Consider the following 15,486-nt stretch of genomic DNA (forward strand, 5'->3'; position numbering starts at 1 on the left):
ACCGCACGACGCCGACCTGGCACGATGACAGGGTGACCGCACCGCTGACGCCACGCGACAACCAACCGCCCGAAGAGCCGCACCACCCCACGGCCACGCCTGCCGGGGTCCACGGCGCCACCGCCGACCCGGGGGCGCACGGCCCCGACGGGGACCACGGGGGCCTCGGCGGCCCCGAATTCGCCCGCGAGCTGCGTGAGGCGGCCCTGATCGCGCTCGTCGTCGCGGTGAGCGGTGTGCTGCTCGGCGTGCTGTGGGCCTGGCTGGCGCCGAAGGTCCCGCTGATCGCGGACACCCGGAACGTCTACCTCAAGAACACCGAGGGCGAGGAGGCGATCGGCGCGGACGGCACGTTCGTCCTGCTGTCGCTGGCCTTCGGCCTGGTCAGCGCGGCCGTGGTGTTCCTCGTCCGCAGGCGCGGCGGGATTCCGCTGGTGGTGGCGCTGGTCGTGGGCGGGCTGCTGGGCGCGCTGGCCGGCTGGGTCATGGGTATGTGGCTGGGCCCCGGCCCGGACGTCGCCGCGCACGCCAAGCAGGTCGGTCCGGGCGTCACCTTCTACGGACCGCTGCGGCTCCAGGCCAAGGGCGCGCTGCTGGCGTGGCCCATCGCGGCGATGCTCGGGCAGCTGCTGCTGACCGGACTGTTCGGGCCGCGCGACCCGGAGCCCGGGGAGCCGCCGGAGCCGGACTGGTCCGGTCACCAACGGCAGCAGCCGCCGGCCGGCTGACGGCAGAGGCGGCAGGCCGGACGCCCACGCGGTCGTCCCTCCGAGGAGTGGCGGCCGCCGCCGGGGTCAGCCGCGGGCGATCCGCGCGATCCGGGCGCCGGTGAGAGCCGCCAGGTCGGCGGGGGACAGCTCGACCTCCAGGCCGCGCCGGCCCGCGGAGACGCAGATCGTTCGGCGCCCCTCGGCCGAGGCGTCGAGGACCGTGGGCAGCCGTTTGCGCTGGCCCAGCGGGGAGATCCCGCCGAGGACGTAGCCGGTGCTGCGTTCGGCCGCCGCCGGATCGGCCATCACCGCCCGTTTGCCGCCCACCGCGGCCGCCAGCGACTTGAGGTCCAGGGAGCCGGACACCGGCACCACCGCGACCGTGAGCGCCCCGTCCACCTCCGCGAGCAGGGTCTTGAACACCTGGTCGGGCGCGACGCCGAGGGCTGTCGCCGCCTCCTCGCCGTACGACGGTGCGGCCGGGTCGTGCGCGTAGGAGTGCACCGTGAACGGGACGCCGGACGCGGTGAGCGCGACCGTCGCGGGCGTACCGCCGCCGGACTGCGGTGCCTTCCGGCTCTGCTTCGACTTCTTCGACAACGCCGGTTCGCCTTGCGTCAGTTGGGACTGGTCGGCTGCCGGGTCAGATCCACGGCCGGCAGCGACGGGAGCTTACCGAGCAGCGCCGACTCCTGACGAAGCAGTTTCAGCTCCTGCGCCAGCCGCGTCGCGGTGTCCGGTGCCTGGAGCAGCCGCTGCTTGGCGGGCACGTCGAGCACCGCCGCGGCCGCGACGAGGTACGACAGCACGGACGGGTCGGCCGGCAGGTCCTGGCCGCTGGACAGGGTCCGCTCGTTCGCCCAGGCCAGCCGCTTCTGATAGGTCCGAAACGCCCGGACGACGCCGGAGGCGAGCGCGCCCGCGCTGTCGCCCTCCTCCTCGTCCAGCTCTTCCATCTCGCCGGTCAGATACGGGCCGGAAGCATCCACCGACACCAGCCGGAAGCGGGTGGTGCCGGTGGCGAGCACTTCGTAGCCGGTGTCGTCATCCGTCGACTTCTCCCGGATGGTCGCCGCGTCCGCGATACAGCCCACGGTGTGGAACGCCTTCATCGGCTCGTCCCCGAAGCCCGCGGCGGGACCTTCCGCGGCGGGCAGGGTCGCGTCCGGCATGCCCTGGGCGGTGGCCGCGACCTCGCGGCCGTCGCGGATCGCCACCACGCCGAAGCGGCGGTCGTCCTCGGGCAGCGCGCTCAGGTCGCGCATCATCGCCCGGTACCGCGCCTCGAAGATGTTCAGCGGGAGCACGAGCCCCGGGAAGAGCACCGAGTTCAACGGGAAGAGCGGCAGGCGCACGGAGGTCACAGTCGGTAAGCCTAGAGGAGTAGGTCGGAAGTTCTGCCTGCGGGGAGGCGCCGAAATGCGCGTTCACCACTACTGCCGCCGCAACAACCGCGACGCGCCCGCCGCGACCGTCGTGGCCAGCACCCAGCCGGCGAGGATCAGGATCGCCGCCGCCCACTGCGCACCGCCGTCCGGTTTCCAGGCGGCGCCCTGATAGAGGTCGATCACCGGCAGCAGCAGGTCGAGCGAGTACAGGAACGGGTTCCACGGCGGCGCCTCGCCCGGCTTGAGCGGGGGCGGGGGCGACTGGCTGAAGTAGATCGTGCCGATCGCCCACAGGATGGCCATCCAGACCGCGGCCCGCCCCGGCCGGTAGCCGTACGCCACCGTCCAGTCCTGCAGGAAGCCCCACGCCTTCGCCGCCAGCGGAAGCGTCTCCCGGCGGCGCCGCTGCTTGGCCAGCAGCACCTCCCGGGCGTCGGCGTCCTCGCCGCTGCTGCGCAGGGCGGTGGCCAGCATCTCGTACGGCTCCGGCGCGTACTCGGGGGTCGCCGCGGACACCCACTGCACCCGCAGCTGGAGCGGGAAGTGACCGCGCGGGATCAGCGTCTCGTAGGCGAAGCCGGCCATCCACAGCCCGCCCAGGCCCGGCCAGCTCGCCGACTTGTCGACCAGGTTGACGACCCGGGCGCCCGAGAGGATCACCCGGCCGCGCTGCGGGCGCTCACAGAGGAACCGCAGCTCAGGGGTCTGGATCCGGCGCAGCGACAGCTCCTGGTCGGACTCCATGAGGAAGCGGGCGTGCTCCAGGTCGAGCGCGTCGCCGAACCGGCCGTCGTCGAGCCGCATACCGCCCTCGCACTCGAAGCGCTGCATGCGGGTGCCGCGCGAAGGGGTGTTGGTGACGCCGTAGGGGGGCGTGGCGTTGCTGGAGAACGGGGAGTTCGCCAGCCCGGCGGCGGTCAGGTAGACGGTGCGCTCGACGGTCAGCTGGGGGGCGTTCAGCGCGCGGCGGCCGAAGGGGTTGCTCAGCCGGCTGCCGCGCAGGCTCAGCGACACGCCGATGGTGGCGCCGCGCAGCGACAGCTCGCCGTACGACTCCATCATCTCGGCCTGCAGGTCCTGGGCGACGGTCATGCCGTCCGCCATGATCGAGCGGCCCTGCCGGTCCTTGTGCACCACGGTCTGGTTCAGCAGCAGGTCGGTGCCGATGTGCGCGTCGGTGAGACGGATGCCGGAGTGCACCACGCAGCGCGGCAGATGCAGATCGCCCTCGGTGTGCAGCCGGGCGGCCTCCACGCGGGGTATCGCGCAGTTGACCAGCCGCAGCGTGGTGAACCTGCTCTCGGGCAGCACCACCTCGGCCTCGAAGCGGCAGTCCCGCAGCTCCACGAATGGCTTGATCGTGCCGCCCGCAAGGTCGAGAGTGTCCGTGATGTACGCGCCGGTCAGCTTGAGCGCGGAGACCCGGCCCGGCTGCGGGCTCGGCCCGTCCAGCAGCAGCAGCGCCACGACCCGGGCCCGCACCCGGCGCTCCGGTCCCCACAGGTGCTGCCCGTGCGGGTCGTCCCTGGCCGGGTCGCCGATGTGCAGATCGCAGGTGCTGCCGTTGCGAAAGGCCTGCCACATGCTCCATTCCGCCGATGTCAGCTGCAGGTCGGCGGGCGCGTCGCCGTCCCCGGGCTCGGTCACAGTGGGTCCCCCTTGTTTCGCCTTGTTTCGCTGTTTTCCGGTCCGCACGGCGGTGGTCACGTCCGTCGTGCACGGTCCACACCCGTGCCACAGGTGCTCCCGTACGCCCGTACGGGGCCCTTGCCCCGCCCGTGACTGCTTGAACACGCGTGGTCAGGGCCAACTCCGGTCAACTTCGCGCGGCCGGTCCCGGCGCGTGTCCAGGACGTGTGTGGCTGTGTATCACTGAGTGATACGCCCGGTCGGGCGCGAGATCGGGTCTGAGACACTGGGAGGGTGATCTCCCGAATCGATCTGCGCGGTGACGCCCTCCCCGAGGGCGGCGCCCTGCGCGACCTGCTGCCCCGTGCCGAGTTCGACGTGGAAGCCGCCCTGGAGAAGGTGCGGCCCATCTGCGAGGACGTACGCCATCGTGGCACCGCGGCGCTGATCGATTATGCGCGGCGGTTCGACGGCGTCGACATCGAGCGGGTGCGGGTGCCGGCCGAGGCCCTCGACCGCGCCCTCCAGGAACTCGACCCGGCCGTCCGGGCCGCCCTGGAGGAGTCCATCCGGCGCGCCCGCATCGTCCACCGCGAACAGCGCCGTACGGACACCACCACCAAGGTCGTCCCCGGCGGCACGGTCACCGAGCGCTGGGTGCCGGTCGAGCGGGTCGGGCTGTACGTCCCCGGCGGCCTGGCGGTCTATCCCTCGTCCGTCGTGATGAACGTCGTCCCGGCCCAGGAAGCCGGCGTCGAGGGCATCGCCGTCACCTCCCCGCCGCAGAAGGCGTTCGCCGGCCTGCCGCACCCGACCATCCTCGCCGCCTGCGCCCTGCTCGGCGTCGACGAGGTCTATGCCGCCGGCGGCGCCCAGGCCATCGCGATGTTCGCCTACGGCACCGAGGAATGCCTGCCGGTCAATCTCGTCACGGGCCCCGGCAACATCTTCGTCGCCTCCGCCAAGCGCCTGCTCAAGGGCCGCATCGGCATCGACGCCGAGGCCGGCCCCACCGAGATCGCCGTCCTCGCGGACGCCACCGCCGACCCGGGCCACGTCGCCGCTGACCTGATCAGCCAGGCCGAGCACGACACCCTCGCCGCGGCCGTCCTGGTCACCGACTCGGCCGAGCTCGCCGAGGCCGTGGAGGCCGAGCTCAAGGAGCAGGTCGAGGCCACCAAGCACACCGAGCGGATCACCGAGGCGCTGGCCGGGCAGCAGTCCGCGATCGTCCTCGTCGACGGCCTCGACGCCGGCCTGAAGGTCGTCGACGCCTACGGCGCCGAGCACCTGGAGATCCAGACCGCCGACGCCTCCGCCGTCGCCGCCCGGGTCCGCAACGCCGGCGCGATCTTCGTCGGCCCCTACGCCCCGGTCTCCCTCGGCGACTACTGCGCCGGCTCCAACCACGTCCTGCCCACCGGCGGCTGCGCCTGCCACTCCTCGGGCCTGTCCGTGCAGTCGTTCCTGCGCGGCATCCACGTCGTGGACTACTCCCGCGACGCGCTCGCGGAGGTCGCCCACCATGTGGTGACCCTCGCCGAGGCCGAGGACCTCCCGGCCCACGGCGCCGCGCTGAAGGCCAGGTTCGACTGGAAGGTTCCGCAGAGCAAGTGAGCAGGCACGTGACCCGCACCCCCTCCTCGTCCCGCATCGACGCGCTGCCCATCCGCGACGAGCTGCGCGGAAAGTCGCCCTACGGCGCCCCGCAGCTGGACGTCCCCGTACGCCTGAACACCAACGAGAACCCCTACCCGCTGCCCGAGCCGCTGGTACGGCGGATCGCCGAGCGGGTCACCGAAGCCGCCCGCGAACTCAACCGCTACCCCGACCGGGACGCCGTCGAGCTGCGCACCGAGCTGGCCGCGTACCTCACCCGCACCGCGGGCCACGCGGTCTGCGCCGACCAGGTCTGGGCCGCCAACGGCTCCAACGAGGTCATCCAGCAGCTGCTGCAGACCTTCGGGGGACCGGGCCGCACCGCCCTCGGCTTCGAGCCGTCGTACTCCATGCACGGCCTGATCTCGCGCGGCACGGGCACCGGCTGGATCGCCGGCGCACGCAACGACGACTTCACCATCGATGTCGCCGCGGCCCGCGCCGAGATCGCCGAGCACCGGCCCGACGTGGTCTTCATCTGCTCGCCGAACAACCCCACCGGCACCGCGGTCGACGCCGACACCGTTCTCGCGCTGTACGACGCGGCCCAGGCGGCCAAGGCCGACAGCGCCGGGGCACTGGTCGTGATCGACGAGGCGTACGGCGAGTTCAGCCACCGCCCGTCGCTGCTGTCGCTGATCGAGGGCCGGCCGAACCTGGTCGTCTCCCGGACCATGTCCAAGGCGTTCGGCGCCGCCGGGCTCCGGCTGGGCTACCTCGCCGCCGACGCCGCCGTGGTCGACGCCGTCCAGCTCGTCCGGCTGCCGTACCACCTCTCGTCCGTCACCCAGGCCACCGCGCTCGCCGCCCTGGAGCACACCGACACGCTCCTGAAGTACGTCGAGCAGCTCAAGACCGAACGCGACCGCCTGGTCACGGAGCTGCGCGCGGCCGGCTGCGAGGTCGTCGACTCCGACGCCAACTTCGTGCAGTTCGGCCTCTTCGAGGACTCGCACGCCACCTGGCAGGCCATCCTCGACCACGGCGTGCTGGTCCGGGACAACGGCGTGCCCGGCTGGCTGCGCGTCAGCGCCGGCACCCCGGCCGAGAACGACGCGTTCCTCGACGCCGTGCGCGCGGTCCTCAAGGAGCACGGGCGATGAGCCGCACGGCAGACGTACCGCAGCTTCCGGGGCACGCTCCCCGGACCCCCAGCCGAGTCCGCGGTCACCGCGCGTCGGACCCGTACCGCCAGCACGAACCAGGAGTATCGCGATGACCCGCGTCGGACGCGTGGAGCGCACCACCAAGGAGACCTCGGTCCTCGTCGAGATCGATCTCGACGGCACCGGCCAGGTCGATGTGTCGACTGGTGTCGGCTTCTACGACCACATGCTCGACCAGCTCGGCCGGCACGGCCTCTTCGACCTCAAGGTCAAGACCGACGGCGACCTGCACATCGACACCCACCACACCATCGAGGACACCGCCCTCGCCCTGGGCGCCGCCTTCAAGCAGGCCCTCGGGGACAAGGTCGGCATCTACCGCTTCGGCAACTGCACCGTCCCCCTGGACGAGTCGCTCGCCCAGGTCACCGTCGACCTCTCCGGCCGCCCGTACCTGGTGCACACCGAGCCCGAGTCGATCGCGCCGATGATCGGCAGCTACGACACGACGATGACCCGGCACATCTTCGAGTCCTTCGTCGCGCAGGCCCAGATCGCCCTGCACATCCACGTCCCGTACGGCCGCAACGCCCACCACATCGTGGAGTGCCAGTTCAAGGCCCTGGCCCGCGCCCTGCGCTACGCCAGCGAGCGCGACCCCCGCGCCGCCGGGATCCTCCCCTCGACCAAGGGCGCCCTGTGAACGGACTGTCGACCGTCTTCATCCTCGTCGGTCTCTTCCTGCTCGGCGGCGTCTACTCCTTCTGGAAGCAGCAGCTGCCCAAGGGCGTGATCACCCTGCTCGCCATCGGCTCCGCGCTGTGCCTGGTGGCGGGTGTCATGCGGCTGGAGGTGTGGAATTGACCGCCCCCAAGAAGGTCGTCGTCTTCGACTACGGCTTCGGTAACGTCCGCTCCGCCGAGCGCGCCCTGGCACACGTCGGCGCCGAGGTGGAGATCACCCGGGACTACGACCGCGCGATGAACGCCGACGGCCTGCTGGTCCCCGGCGTCGGCGCGTTCGCCGCCTGCATGCGGGGCCTGAAGGACGCCCGCGGCGACTGGATCGTCGGCCGGCGGCTGTCCGGCGGCCGCCCCGTCATGGGCATCTGCGTCGGTATGCAGATCCTCTTCGGGCGCGGCATCGAGCACGGCGTGGAGGCCGAGGGCCTGGACGAGTGGCCCGGCACGGTCGGCCCGCTCAAGGCCGATGTCGTCCCGCACATGGGCTGGAACACCGTCGAGGCCGCGGAGGGCTCCCAGCTCTTCGCCGGCCTGGACCGCGACGCCCGGTACTACTTCGTGCACTCCTACGCGGTGAACGACTGGGAGCTGGAGACGGGCAACCCGCACATCGCCGCCCCCAAGGTCACCTGGACCACGCACGGCGCCCCGTTCGTGTCCGCGGTCGAGAACGGCCCGCTGTGGGCCACCCAGTTCCACCCCGAGAAGTCCGGCGACGCCGGTGCCCAGCTCCTGACCAATTGGATCGAGACCCTGTAATGCCGAACGCGTCGAAGCTCGAACTGCTCCCCGCCGTCGATGTCCGTGACGGCCAGGCCGTCCGCCTCGTCCACGGCGAGTCCGGCTCCGAGACCTCCTACGGCGACCCGCTCCAGGCCGCCCTCGCCTGGCAGCAGGCCGGCGCCGAATGGCTGCACCTCGTCGACCTCGACGCGGCCTTCGGCACCGGCGACAACCGCGCGCAGATCGCCGAGGTCGCCCGCTCGATGGACATCAAGGTCGAGCTGTCCGGCGGTATCCGCGACGACGCCTCGCTGGCCGCGGCGCTCGCCACCGGCTGCCGCCGCGTCAACCTGGGCACCGCCGCCCTGGAGGCCCCCGAGTGGGTCGCCAAGGTCATCGCCGAGCACGGCGACCAGATCGCCGTCGGCCTCGACGTGCGCGGTACGACGCTGCGCGGCCGCGGCTGGACCCGGGACGGCGGCGACCTCTACGAGACGCTGGCCCGCCTGGACTCCGAGGGCTGCGCCCGCTACGTCGTCACCGACATCAACAAGGACGGCACCCTCCAGGGCCCCAACCTGGAGCTGCTCAAGAACGTCTGTGCGGCCACCGACCGGCCCGTCGTCGCCTCCGGTGGCGTCTCCTCGCTTGACGATCTGCGGGCGCTTGCGACCCTGGTACCGGAAGGTGTCGAAGGCGCGATCGTCGGCAAGGCGCTCTATGCGAAGGCGTTCACGCTGGAAGAGGCCTTGGCGGCAGTGTCGTAAGCGGTGTGACCGAAAGGCGGCGTGATGACCATCGAGCGCGTACGGACCGGCAGTCCCTGGGAAGAGGCCATCGGCTTCGCGCGCGCGGTGGCGGCCGGTGACCGGGTCCTGGTCGCCGGCACCATGCCCCTGGTCGACGGCGTCCTGCACGGTGAGGGCGACCCCTACGAGCAGACCAGGGTCGCCCTCACCAACGCGCTGACGGCGCTCACCCCCTTCGGGCTGGGCGTCGACGACGTGCTGCGCACCCGCCTGTATCTCACCCACGCACGCGATGTGGACGCCGTCGGCCGCGCCCACCGGGAAGTCTTCGCCGACCACCCGCCCGCCGCGACCCTGGTCGTGGTCTCCGGGTTCGTCGACTCCCGCGTGCTGGTCGAAGTAGAACTCGAAGCCTTCCGAGAAACCCCCGAGGAGCCTGACCAATGACCCTGGCGGTCCGTGTCATCCCCTGCCTGGACGTGGACAACGGCCGGGTCGTCAAGGGCGTGAACTTCCAGAACCTCCGCGACGCCGGCGACCCCGTGGAGATGGCCAAGATCTACGGCGAGGAGGGCGCCGACGAGCTGACCTTCCTGGACATCACGGCCTCCTCCGGCAACCGCGAGACCACCTACGACGTCGTCCGCCGCACCGCGGAGCAGGTCTTCATCCCGCTCACCGTGGGCGGCGGGGTCCGCACGGCGGAGGACGTCGACAAGCTGCTGCGGGCGGGTGCCGACAAGGTGGGCGTCAACACCGCCGCGATCGCCCGGCCCGAGCTGATCCGGGAGATCGCCGAACGCTTCGGCAGCCAGGTCCTGGTGCTGTCGGTGGACGCCCGCCGCACCGACACCGGCTCCTTCGAGGTCACCACGCACGGCGGCCGCCGCTCCGCCGGCATCGACGCCGTGGAATGGGCGCACCGCGCCGCCGAGTTGGGCGCCGGCGAGATCCTGCTGAACTCCATGGACGCCGACGGCACCAAGGACGGCTACGACATCGAGATGATCGAGGCGGTACGCAAGCACGTCACCGTCCCCGTCATCGCCTCGGGCGGTGCGGGCCGCCTCGACCACTTCGCCCCGGCGGTGGCCGCGGGCGCCGACGCCGTCCTGGCCGCGTCCGTCTTCCACTTCGGCGATCTGCGCATCGGCCAGGTCAAGGACACGCTCCGCGAGGCCGGCCACCCGGTGCGGTAACGGTCACCCGGCACGGGCGGGTGCCGCGGCCCGCCCACCATGAACACCTGGAGGCACCCCCGCACTGCCGGGGGTGCCTCCAGTTCGTTCCGCGGGGGCCGATGCCCCTCACGCGCCCGTCACTGCCGCTTGCGGGCCGCCCGGACGAACTCGCGGTTCATCTTGGTGATACTGAACAGCGGGATGCCCTTGGGGCAGGCCGTGGCGCACTCGCCGGTGAGGGTGCAGCCGCCGAAGCCCTCGTCGTCCATCTGGCCGACCATGTCCAGGACGCGGGACCCGCGCTCGGGAGAGCCCTGCGGCAGGACGTTGAGATGGTTGACCTTCGCCGAGGTGAACAGCATCGCCGAGCCGTTGGGGCAGGCCGCCACACAGGCGCCGCAGCCGATGCACTCGGCGTGCTCGAAGGCGGCGTCGGCGGCCGGCTTGGGGACGGCGGTGGCGTGCGCCTCGGGGGCGGCTCCGGTCGGGGCGGTGATGTAGCCGCCGGACTGGATGATCCGGTCGAAGGCGGACCGGTCGACGACGAGGTCCTTGACGACCGGGAACGCCGAGGCGCGCCAGGGCTCGATGTCGATGGTGTCGCCGTCGGAGAAGGACCGCATGTGCAGCTGGCAGGTGGTGGTCCGCTCAGGCCCGTGGGCGTCGCCGTTGATGACGAGGCTGCAGGCGCCGCAGATGCCCTCGCGGCAGTCGTGGTCGAAGGCGACCGGGTCGTCACCGGCCAGGATCAGCGACTCGTTGAGGGTGTCGAGCATCTCCAGGAAGGACATGTCCGGGGAGATGCCCTCGACCTCGTACGTGGACATCGTGCCGTCGGCGGCGGCGTTCTTCTGGCGCCAGACGCGCAGGGTGAGGGACATCGGGGCGGCGGCCTGCGGCGTGGCCGCCGTCGGGCGCCGCGTCCCCGGGGAAGAGGCGGTCATGCGTAGCTCCGCTGAGTGGGGTGGACGTATGCGAAGACGAGGTCTTCCTTGTGGAGGGTGGGGGCGTCGCCGGTGGCGGTGAACTCCCAGGCCGCGGCGTAGGAGAACGCCTCGTCGCGGCGGGCGGCCTCACCGTCGGGGGTCTGCGACTCCTCGCGGAAGTGACCGCCGCAGGACTCGGCCCGGTGCAGCGCGTCGAGGCACATCAGCTCGGCGAGTTCGAGGTAGTCGACGACGCGGTTGGCCTTCTCCAGCGACTGGTTGAACTCCGCACCGGTGCCGGGGACCTTGATGCGGCGCCAGAACTCCTCGCGGATCTGCGGGATCCGGTCCAGCGCCTTGCGCAGACCCTCGTCGGTACGGGCCATCCCGCAGTACTCCCACATGAGTTCGCCGATCTCGCGGTGGAAGGAGTCCGGCGTCCGGTCCCCGTCCACCGCCAGCAGCGCGGCGAGCCGCTCCTCGGTACGCCGCACGGTCGCCACCGCCTCCGGGTGGCCGCCGTCGATCCCGTCCTCGTGCGGATTGCGGGCGAGGTAGTCGTTGATGGTGGACGGCAGCACGAAGTAGCCGTCGGCCAGTCCCTGCATCAGGGCGGAGGCGCCGAGGCGGTTGGCGCCGTGGTCGGAGAAGTTGGCCTCACCGATGGCGAACAGGCCCGGGACGGAGGTCTGGAGGTCGTAGTCGACCCAGAGGCCGCCCATCGTGTAGTGCACGGCCGGATAGATCCGCATCGGGACCTCGTAGGGGTCCTCGTCGGTGATCCGGGCGTACATGTCGAAGAGGTTGCCGTACTTCGCCTCGACGGCCTTGCGGCCCATCCGGGCGATGGCGTCGGCGAAGTCGAGATAGACGCCTTGGCCGCCGGGGCCGACCCCGCGCCCCTCGTCGCACACGTTCTTCGCGGCCCGGGAGGCGATGTCGCGCGGGACGAGGTTGCCGAAGGCCGGGTAGATGCGCTCCAGGTAGTAGTCGCGCTCGTCCTCGGGAATGTCCTTCGGCGACCGCGCGTCACCCCGGGCCTTCGGCACCCAGATGCGGCCGTCGTTGCGCAGCGACTCGCTCATCAGCGTCAGCTTGGACTGGTGGTCGCCGGTGCGCGGGATGCAGGTGGGGTGGATCTGGGTGAAGCAGGGGTTGGCGAAGTAGGCGCCGCGCCGGTGCGCCCGCCAGACGGCGGTCGCGTTGGAGTTCATGGCGTTGGTGGAGAGGTAGAAGACGTTGCCGTAGCCGCCGGAGGCCAGTACCACCGCGTCGGCGAAGTAGGTGTCGATCTTCCCGGTGATCAGGTCGCGGGCGACGATGCCGCGGGCCCGCCCGTCCACCACGATCAGGTCCAGCATCTCGGTGCGGGAGTGCATCTCCACGGTGCCCGCCGCGATCTGCCGCGACAGCGCCTGGTAGGCGCCGAGCAGCAGCTGCTGCCCCGTCTGGCCGCGGGCGTAGAAGGTCCGGGAGACCTGGACGCCTCCGAACGAGCGGGTGTCGAGCAGCCCGCCGTACTCGCGGGCGAACGGCACGCCCTGCGCCACGCACTGGTCGATGATCTCCACCGAGACCTGCGCCAGCCGGTGCACGTTCGACTCGCGGGCGCGGAAGTCGCCGCCCTTGACGGTGTCGTAGAAGAGGCGGTGGACGGAGTCGCCGTCGTTGCGGTAGTTCTTCGCGGCGTTGATCCCGCCCTGCGCGGCGATGGAGTGGGCCCGGCGCGGTGAGTCCTGGTAGCAGAACTGCACGACGTGGTAGCCCTGTTCGGCGAGCGTGGCGCCGGCGGCGCCGCCCGCGAGGCCGGTGCCCACGACGATCACGGTGTGCTTGCGCCGGTTGGCGGGGTTGACCAGCTTCGCCTCGAAGCGGCGGGTGTCCCAGCGCTCGGCGATCGGGCCCTGCGGGGCCTTGGTGTCGGCGATCGGGGCGCCGGTCGCGTAGTCGGTGTATGCGGTCACGTCAGCTCACCCATCCGGTCATGACGGCGACGGGCACGGAGACGAAGCCCGCCGTCAGCAGCAGCGCGAGAACAGTGGCGGTCGTCCTGAGCACCCGGTCACGGGCGGCGCTCCCGGCGCCGAGCGTCTGCGCCGCGCTCCAGAAGCCGTGCCGGACGTGCAGCCCCAGGGCCAGCATCGCCACGATGTAGACGGTGTTGCCGTACCAGGTCGAGAAGGTCGCCACGACGTTCTCGTACGGGTGGCCGGCCTCGGCGCGCGGATTCACCGTCAGCGTCGTCAGGTCCAGGATGTGCCAGACGATGAACAGGCCCAGGATGACGCCGCCCCAGCGCATGGTGCGGGTGGCGTAGCTCGCCCGGCGCCGCTTGCTCCGCTGTCCGGCGGCGGGGCGGGCGTACTTCACCGGCCGGGCCGCGATGTCGCGCCGGCTGAGCCGGTAGGCGGCCACGGCGTGTGTCACCACCGCGGCGACCAGCACGATCCGGGCGATCCACAGGAACCACTCGTGGTGCAGAAACGGCTCGCCGATGGTGCGCAGCCAGGCCGCGTAGCCGTTGAAGTCCACCGTCCCGAAGAAGATCTTGAGGTTGCCCAGCATGTGGACGACCAGATACAGCAGCATCACGATGCCGCTGACGGCCATGGCCGTCTTCTTGCCGACGGTCGAGCCCCACAGGAGGCCGGCGAAGGACGGCCGTCGATCCGTCCGCGTGTCCAGTGCCATGGGTCCCGACGGTAGGGACGGTTACCCCGATCAGTCCAAGACATGGAACAGCTCATCTCCATAGGCCCAGCCTATTGACGCTTACGATGACCCCCATGCAGCTGCAACAGCTCCGCTATTTCACCGCGGTGGCCGACACCCGCCATTTCACCCGCGCCGCCGAGCGCGAACACGTGGCGCAGCCCTCCCTTTCCCAGCAGATCCGTTCCCTGGAGCGGGAGTTGGGCGCCGAGCTGTTCCACCGCGCCCGCGGCCACATCACCCTCACCGATGCCGGGGAGACCCTGCTCCCGCTCGCGCGCCGCATCCTGGCCGACGCCGAGACGGCACGCCGCGAGGTCCAGGAGGTCGCCCAGCTACGCCGCGGGCGACTGCGCCTCGGCGCCCCGCCCAGCCTCTGCGCGAGCCTGGTCCCCGACGTCCTGCGGTCCTTCCACGCCACCTACCCCGGGGTGGACCTGATCGTCACCGAGGACGGCTCCCAGGACCTCGTCCGCGCACTCGCCGACGGCGAACTGGACCTGGCCCTGATCATCACCCCGCTGCCCGGCCAGGCGCCCGCCCTGGCCACCTCGGAGCTGCTGCGCGAAGAACTCGTCGTGGTCTCGGCCCCCGACCGCCCGGCGCCCGAGGGCCGCAGGACCCGCATCCGCGTCGAGGACCTGCGCGGACGTCCGCTCGCCATGTTCCGGCGCGGCTACGACCTGCGGGAATTCACCACCGCGGCGTGCCGCGCGGCCGGTTTCGAGCCGACCTTCACCGTGGAGGGCGGCGAGATGGACGCCGTCCTCGGCTTCGTCCGGGCAGGGCTGGGCGTCGCCGTGGTGCCCAGCATGGTCGCCGAGCGCTCCGGCCTGCGGGTCACCCGCTTCGCGACCCCCGGCATGCACCGCGTGGTCTCCGTGGCCCACCGCGGCGACGTCTCCCCGCCCCGGGCCGCGCGCGAACTGGAACGCATCCTGATGGAGCACCTGGACACGGGCCTGTCCTGACCTGACGGAAGCGCCCGGCCGCGGCTATGGGTACGGACATCCCCGACAGCGCGGGTGCGCAATCGGGGCCCCGCACCGGCAGGCCACGGCCACGAGCCGGGCCGCGGTCACAGCCCGAGTTCGGCCTGCCTCACCCGTGCCACCGCGTCCTTGTCGCCGTCCAGCTCCACATCGGCCACCGCCTGCCGGCCGAAGGTGAACATCGTCAGCTCACCGGGCTCCCCGACGACCGTGACCACCGGAGTACCCCGATGAGCCACCGCGGTCCGCCCGTCCGGCCGCCGCAGCACCAGCCCGACCGGAGACTTGCGCCCCAGCACCCGGGACAACCGCTCGATCCGGGTCCACAGGGCGTCCGAGAAGACCGGGTCCAGTTCCCGCGGGGCCCAGTCCGGCTGCGCCCGCCGCACGTCCTCGGCGTGGACGTAGAACTCGACGGTGTTGGACGCCTCGTCGATCTGCTTCAGGGCGAACGGCGACAGCCGCGGCGGCCCCGTCCTGATCAGCTGGATCAGCTCCTCGTACGGCTTGGCCGCGAACTCGGCCTGCACCCGCTCCAGCCGCGCGGCCAGCGGCTTGACGAGGATCCCGCCGGCCGCGTCGGCCCGCCGCTCGCGCACCACCAGATGCGCGGCCAGTTCCCGCGTCGTCCAGCCCTTGCACAGAGTCGGCGCGTCGGGACCTGCGCTCTCCAACAGGTCGGCGAAAAGGAGTCGTTCACGCTTCGCATGGGTCGACATACGGTCAGCCTACGACCGGCCCCCCGGCACTGCCACGGCACCGCGCGCACCGGGGTGCGCGTCCCCCGGGGCCGCGCACCGGAACCCCGCCGCTCACCGCAACCACAGCACCACGCTCACCACCACCGCGGCCGCGAACACCGAGCCCAGCACGATCACCGCGACCCGGCCGGCGCGGTCCGGGTCCGGCTCCTGCGGCGGTGGCGGGCGGGGCGGCTGCTGCTGATGCATGTCAGCAGGATGCCGCAC

At 71.9% G+C, this 15,486-nt stretch carries 18 protein-coding genes; 10 read left to right on the forward strand and 8 right to left on the reverse strand.

The genetic code is table 11. From position 1 onward, the window contains the following. Positions 1–32: 32 nt before the first annotated feature. The gene (locus QOM21_RS27050; protein WP_407553612.1) at positions 33–728 is read left to right on the forward strand and encodes an ABC transporter permease; all 696 of its coding nucleotides are present in this window, start codon (positions 33–35) and stop codon (positions 726–728) included. A gap of 66 nt (positions 729–794) precedes the next feature. On the opposite strand, the gene ybaK is transcribed toward QOM21_RS27050, so the two are convergent. The 3 genes from ybaK to QOM21_RS27065 all read right to left on the reverse strand — a co-directional run bounded on the left by ybaK (position 795) and on the right by QOM21_RS27065 (position 3,745). Next, on the reverse strand, positions 795–1,310 hold the full coding sequence (ybaK, locus tag QOM21_RS27055) for a Cys-tRNA(Pro) deacylase (RefSeq protein WP_407553613.1): 516 nt from the start codon (positions 1,308–1,310) through the stop codon (positions 795–797). Positions 1,311–1,327: 17 nt separating this feature from the next. Continuing rightward, complete coding sequence (locus tag QOM21_RS27060; RefSeq protein WP_407553614.1) at positions 1,328–2,074, reverse strand: LON peptidase substrate-binding domain-containing protein; 747 nt, start codon at positions 2,072–2,074, stop codon at positions 1,328–1,330. A 69-nt stretch (positions 2,075–2,143) separates the two neighbouring features. After that, positions 2,144–3,745, reverse strand: coding sequence for an oxidoreductase (locus QOM21_RS27065; protein WP_407553615.1), 1,602 nt, complete (start codon positions 3,743–3,745; stop codon positions 2,144–2,146). A gap of 276 nt (positions 3,746–4,021) precedes the next feature. Here QOM21_RS27065 and hisD point away from each other — a divergent pair, with 276 nt between their 5' ends. The 8 genes from hisD (at position 4,022) to hisF (ending at position 9,906) form a co-directional block, all read left to right on the forward strand. After that, positions 4,022–5,344 (forward strand): histidinol dehydrogenase, encoded by a 1,323-nt coding sequence (gene hisD / locus QOM21_RS27070; protein WP_407553616.1) that lies wholly within the window; start codon positions 4,022–4,024, stop codon positions 5,342–5,344. After that, positions 5,341–6,489 carry a histidinol-phosphate transaminase gene (locus tag QOM21_RS27075; RefSeq protein WP_407553617.1) on the forward strand — a complete coding sequence of 383 codons (1,149 nt, stop codon included), beginning with the start codon at positions 5,341–5,343 and terminating at the stop codon, positions 6,487–6,489. Before hisD ends, QOM21_RS27075 begins: the two co-directional genes overlap by 4 nt. Before the next feature lie 112 nt (positions 6,490–6,601). Next, the gene (gene hisB / locus QOM21_RS27080) at positions 6,602–7,195 is read left to right on the forward strand and encodes an imidazoleglycerol-phosphate dehydratase HisB (RefSeq protein ID WP_407553618.1); all 594 of its coding nucleotides are present in this window, start codon (positions 6,602–6,604) and stop codon (positions 7,193–7,195) included. Then, positions 7,192–7,356 (forward strand): hypothetical protein, encoded by a 165-nt coding sequence (locus QOM21_RS27085; RefSeq protein ID WP_407553619.1) that lies wholly within the window; start codon positions 7,192–7,194, stop codon positions 7,354–7,356. The genes hisB and QOM21_RS27085 overlap by 4 nt, the downstream gene beginning before the upstream one ends. Beyond that, entirely contained in the window at positions 7,347–7,994 is a 648-nt protein-coding gene (gene hisH / locus QOM21_RS27090; RefSeq protein ID WP_407553620.1) for an imidazole glycerol phosphate synthase subunit HisH, read from the forward strand. Before QOM21_RS27085 ends, hisH begins: the two co-directional genes overlap by 10 nt. Beyond that, the gene (gene priA / locus QOM21_RS27095; RefSeq protein WP_407553621.1) at positions 7,994–8,725 is read left to right on the forward strand and encodes a bifunctional 1-(5-phosphoribosyl)-5-((5-phosphoribosylamino)methylideneamino)imidazole-4-carboxamide isomerase/phosphoribosylanthranilate isomerase PriA; all 732 of its coding nucleotides are present in this window, start codon (positions 7,994–7,996) and stop codon (positions 8,723–8,725) included. The genes hisH and priA overlap by 1 nt, the downstream gene beginning before the upstream one ends. 24 nt (positions 8,726–8,749) lie before the next feature. Then, positions 8,750–9,154, forward strand: coding sequence for a RidA family protein (locus tag QOM21_RS27100; RefSeq protein WP_407553622.1), 405 nt, complete (start codon positions 8,750–8,752; stop codon positions 9,152–9,154). After that, positions 9,151–9,906 carry an imidazole glycerol phosphate synthase subunit HisF gene (gene hisF / locus QOM21_RS27105; RefSeq protein WP_398556180.1) on the forward strand — a complete coding sequence of 252 codons (756 nt, stop codon included), beginning with the start codon at positions 9,151–9,153 and terminating at the stop codon, positions 9,904–9,906. Before QOM21_RS27100 ends, hisF begins: the two co-directional genes overlap by 4 nt. A gap of 119 nt (positions 9,907–10,025) precedes the next feature. On the opposite strand, the gene QOM21_RS27110 is transcribed toward hisF, so the two are convergent. The 3 genes from QOM21_RS27110 to QOM21_RS27120 are packed head-to-tail and all read right to left on the reverse strand — an operon-like array spanning position 10,026 to position 13,505. Next, positions 10,026–10,769 (reverse strand): succinate dehydrogenase/fumarate reductase iron-sulfur subunit, encoded by a 744-nt coding sequence (locus QOM21_RS27110; RefSeq protein WP_407555842.1) that lies wholly within the window; start codon positions 10,767–10,769, stop codon positions 10,026–10,028. A gap of 59 nt (positions 10,770–10,828) precedes the next feature. Next, positions 10,829–12,778 carry a fumarate reductase/succinate dehydrogenase flavoprotein subunit gene (locus QOM21_RS27115; protein ID WP_407553623.1) on the reverse strand — a complete coding sequence of 650 codons (1,950 nt, stop codon included), beginning with the start codon at positions 12,776–12,778 and terminating at the stop codon, positions 10,829–10,831. 1 nt (position 12,779) lies between these two features. Further along, positions 12,780–13,505: a succinate dehydrogenase gene (locus QOM21_RS27120; RefSeq protein WP_407553624.1), complete on the reverse strand. Its 726-nt coding sequence runs from the start codon at positions 13,503–13,505 to the stop codon at positions 12,780–12,782. Between the two features lie 95 nt (positions 13,506–13,600). Here QOM21_RS27120 and QOM21_RS27125 point away from each other — a divergent pair, with 95 nt between their 5' ends. Then, positions 13,601–14,497, forward strand: coding sequence for a LysR family transcriptional regulator (locus QOM21_RS27125; protein WP_407553625.1), 897 nt, complete (start codon positions 13,601–13,603; stop codon positions 14,495–14,497). Positions 14,498–14,604: 107 nt separating this feature from the next. Here QOM21_RS27125 and QOM21_RS27130 read toward each other — a convergent pair whose 3' ends face one another. Beyond that, on the reverse strand, positions 14,605–15,237 hold the full coding sequence (locus QOM21_RS27130) for a TIGR03085 family metal-binding protein (protein WP_407553626.1): 633 nt from the start codon (positions 15,235–15,237) through the stop codon (positions 14,605–14,607). A gap of 93 nt (positions 15,238–15,330) precedes the next feature. Next, positions 15,331–15,468, reverse strand: a complete 138-nt coding sequence (locus QOM21_RS27135; protein WP_393892326.1) for a hypothetical protein — start codon at positions 15,466–15,468, stop codon at positions 15,331–15,333. Between the last annotated feature and the right edge of the window lie 18 nt (positions 15,469–15,486).

The sequence above is a fragment of the Streptomyces sp. Pv4-95 genome (assembly GCF_045782725.1).
GTDB lineage: Bacteria > Actinomycetota > Actinomycetes > Streptomycetales > Streptomycetaceae > Streptomyces.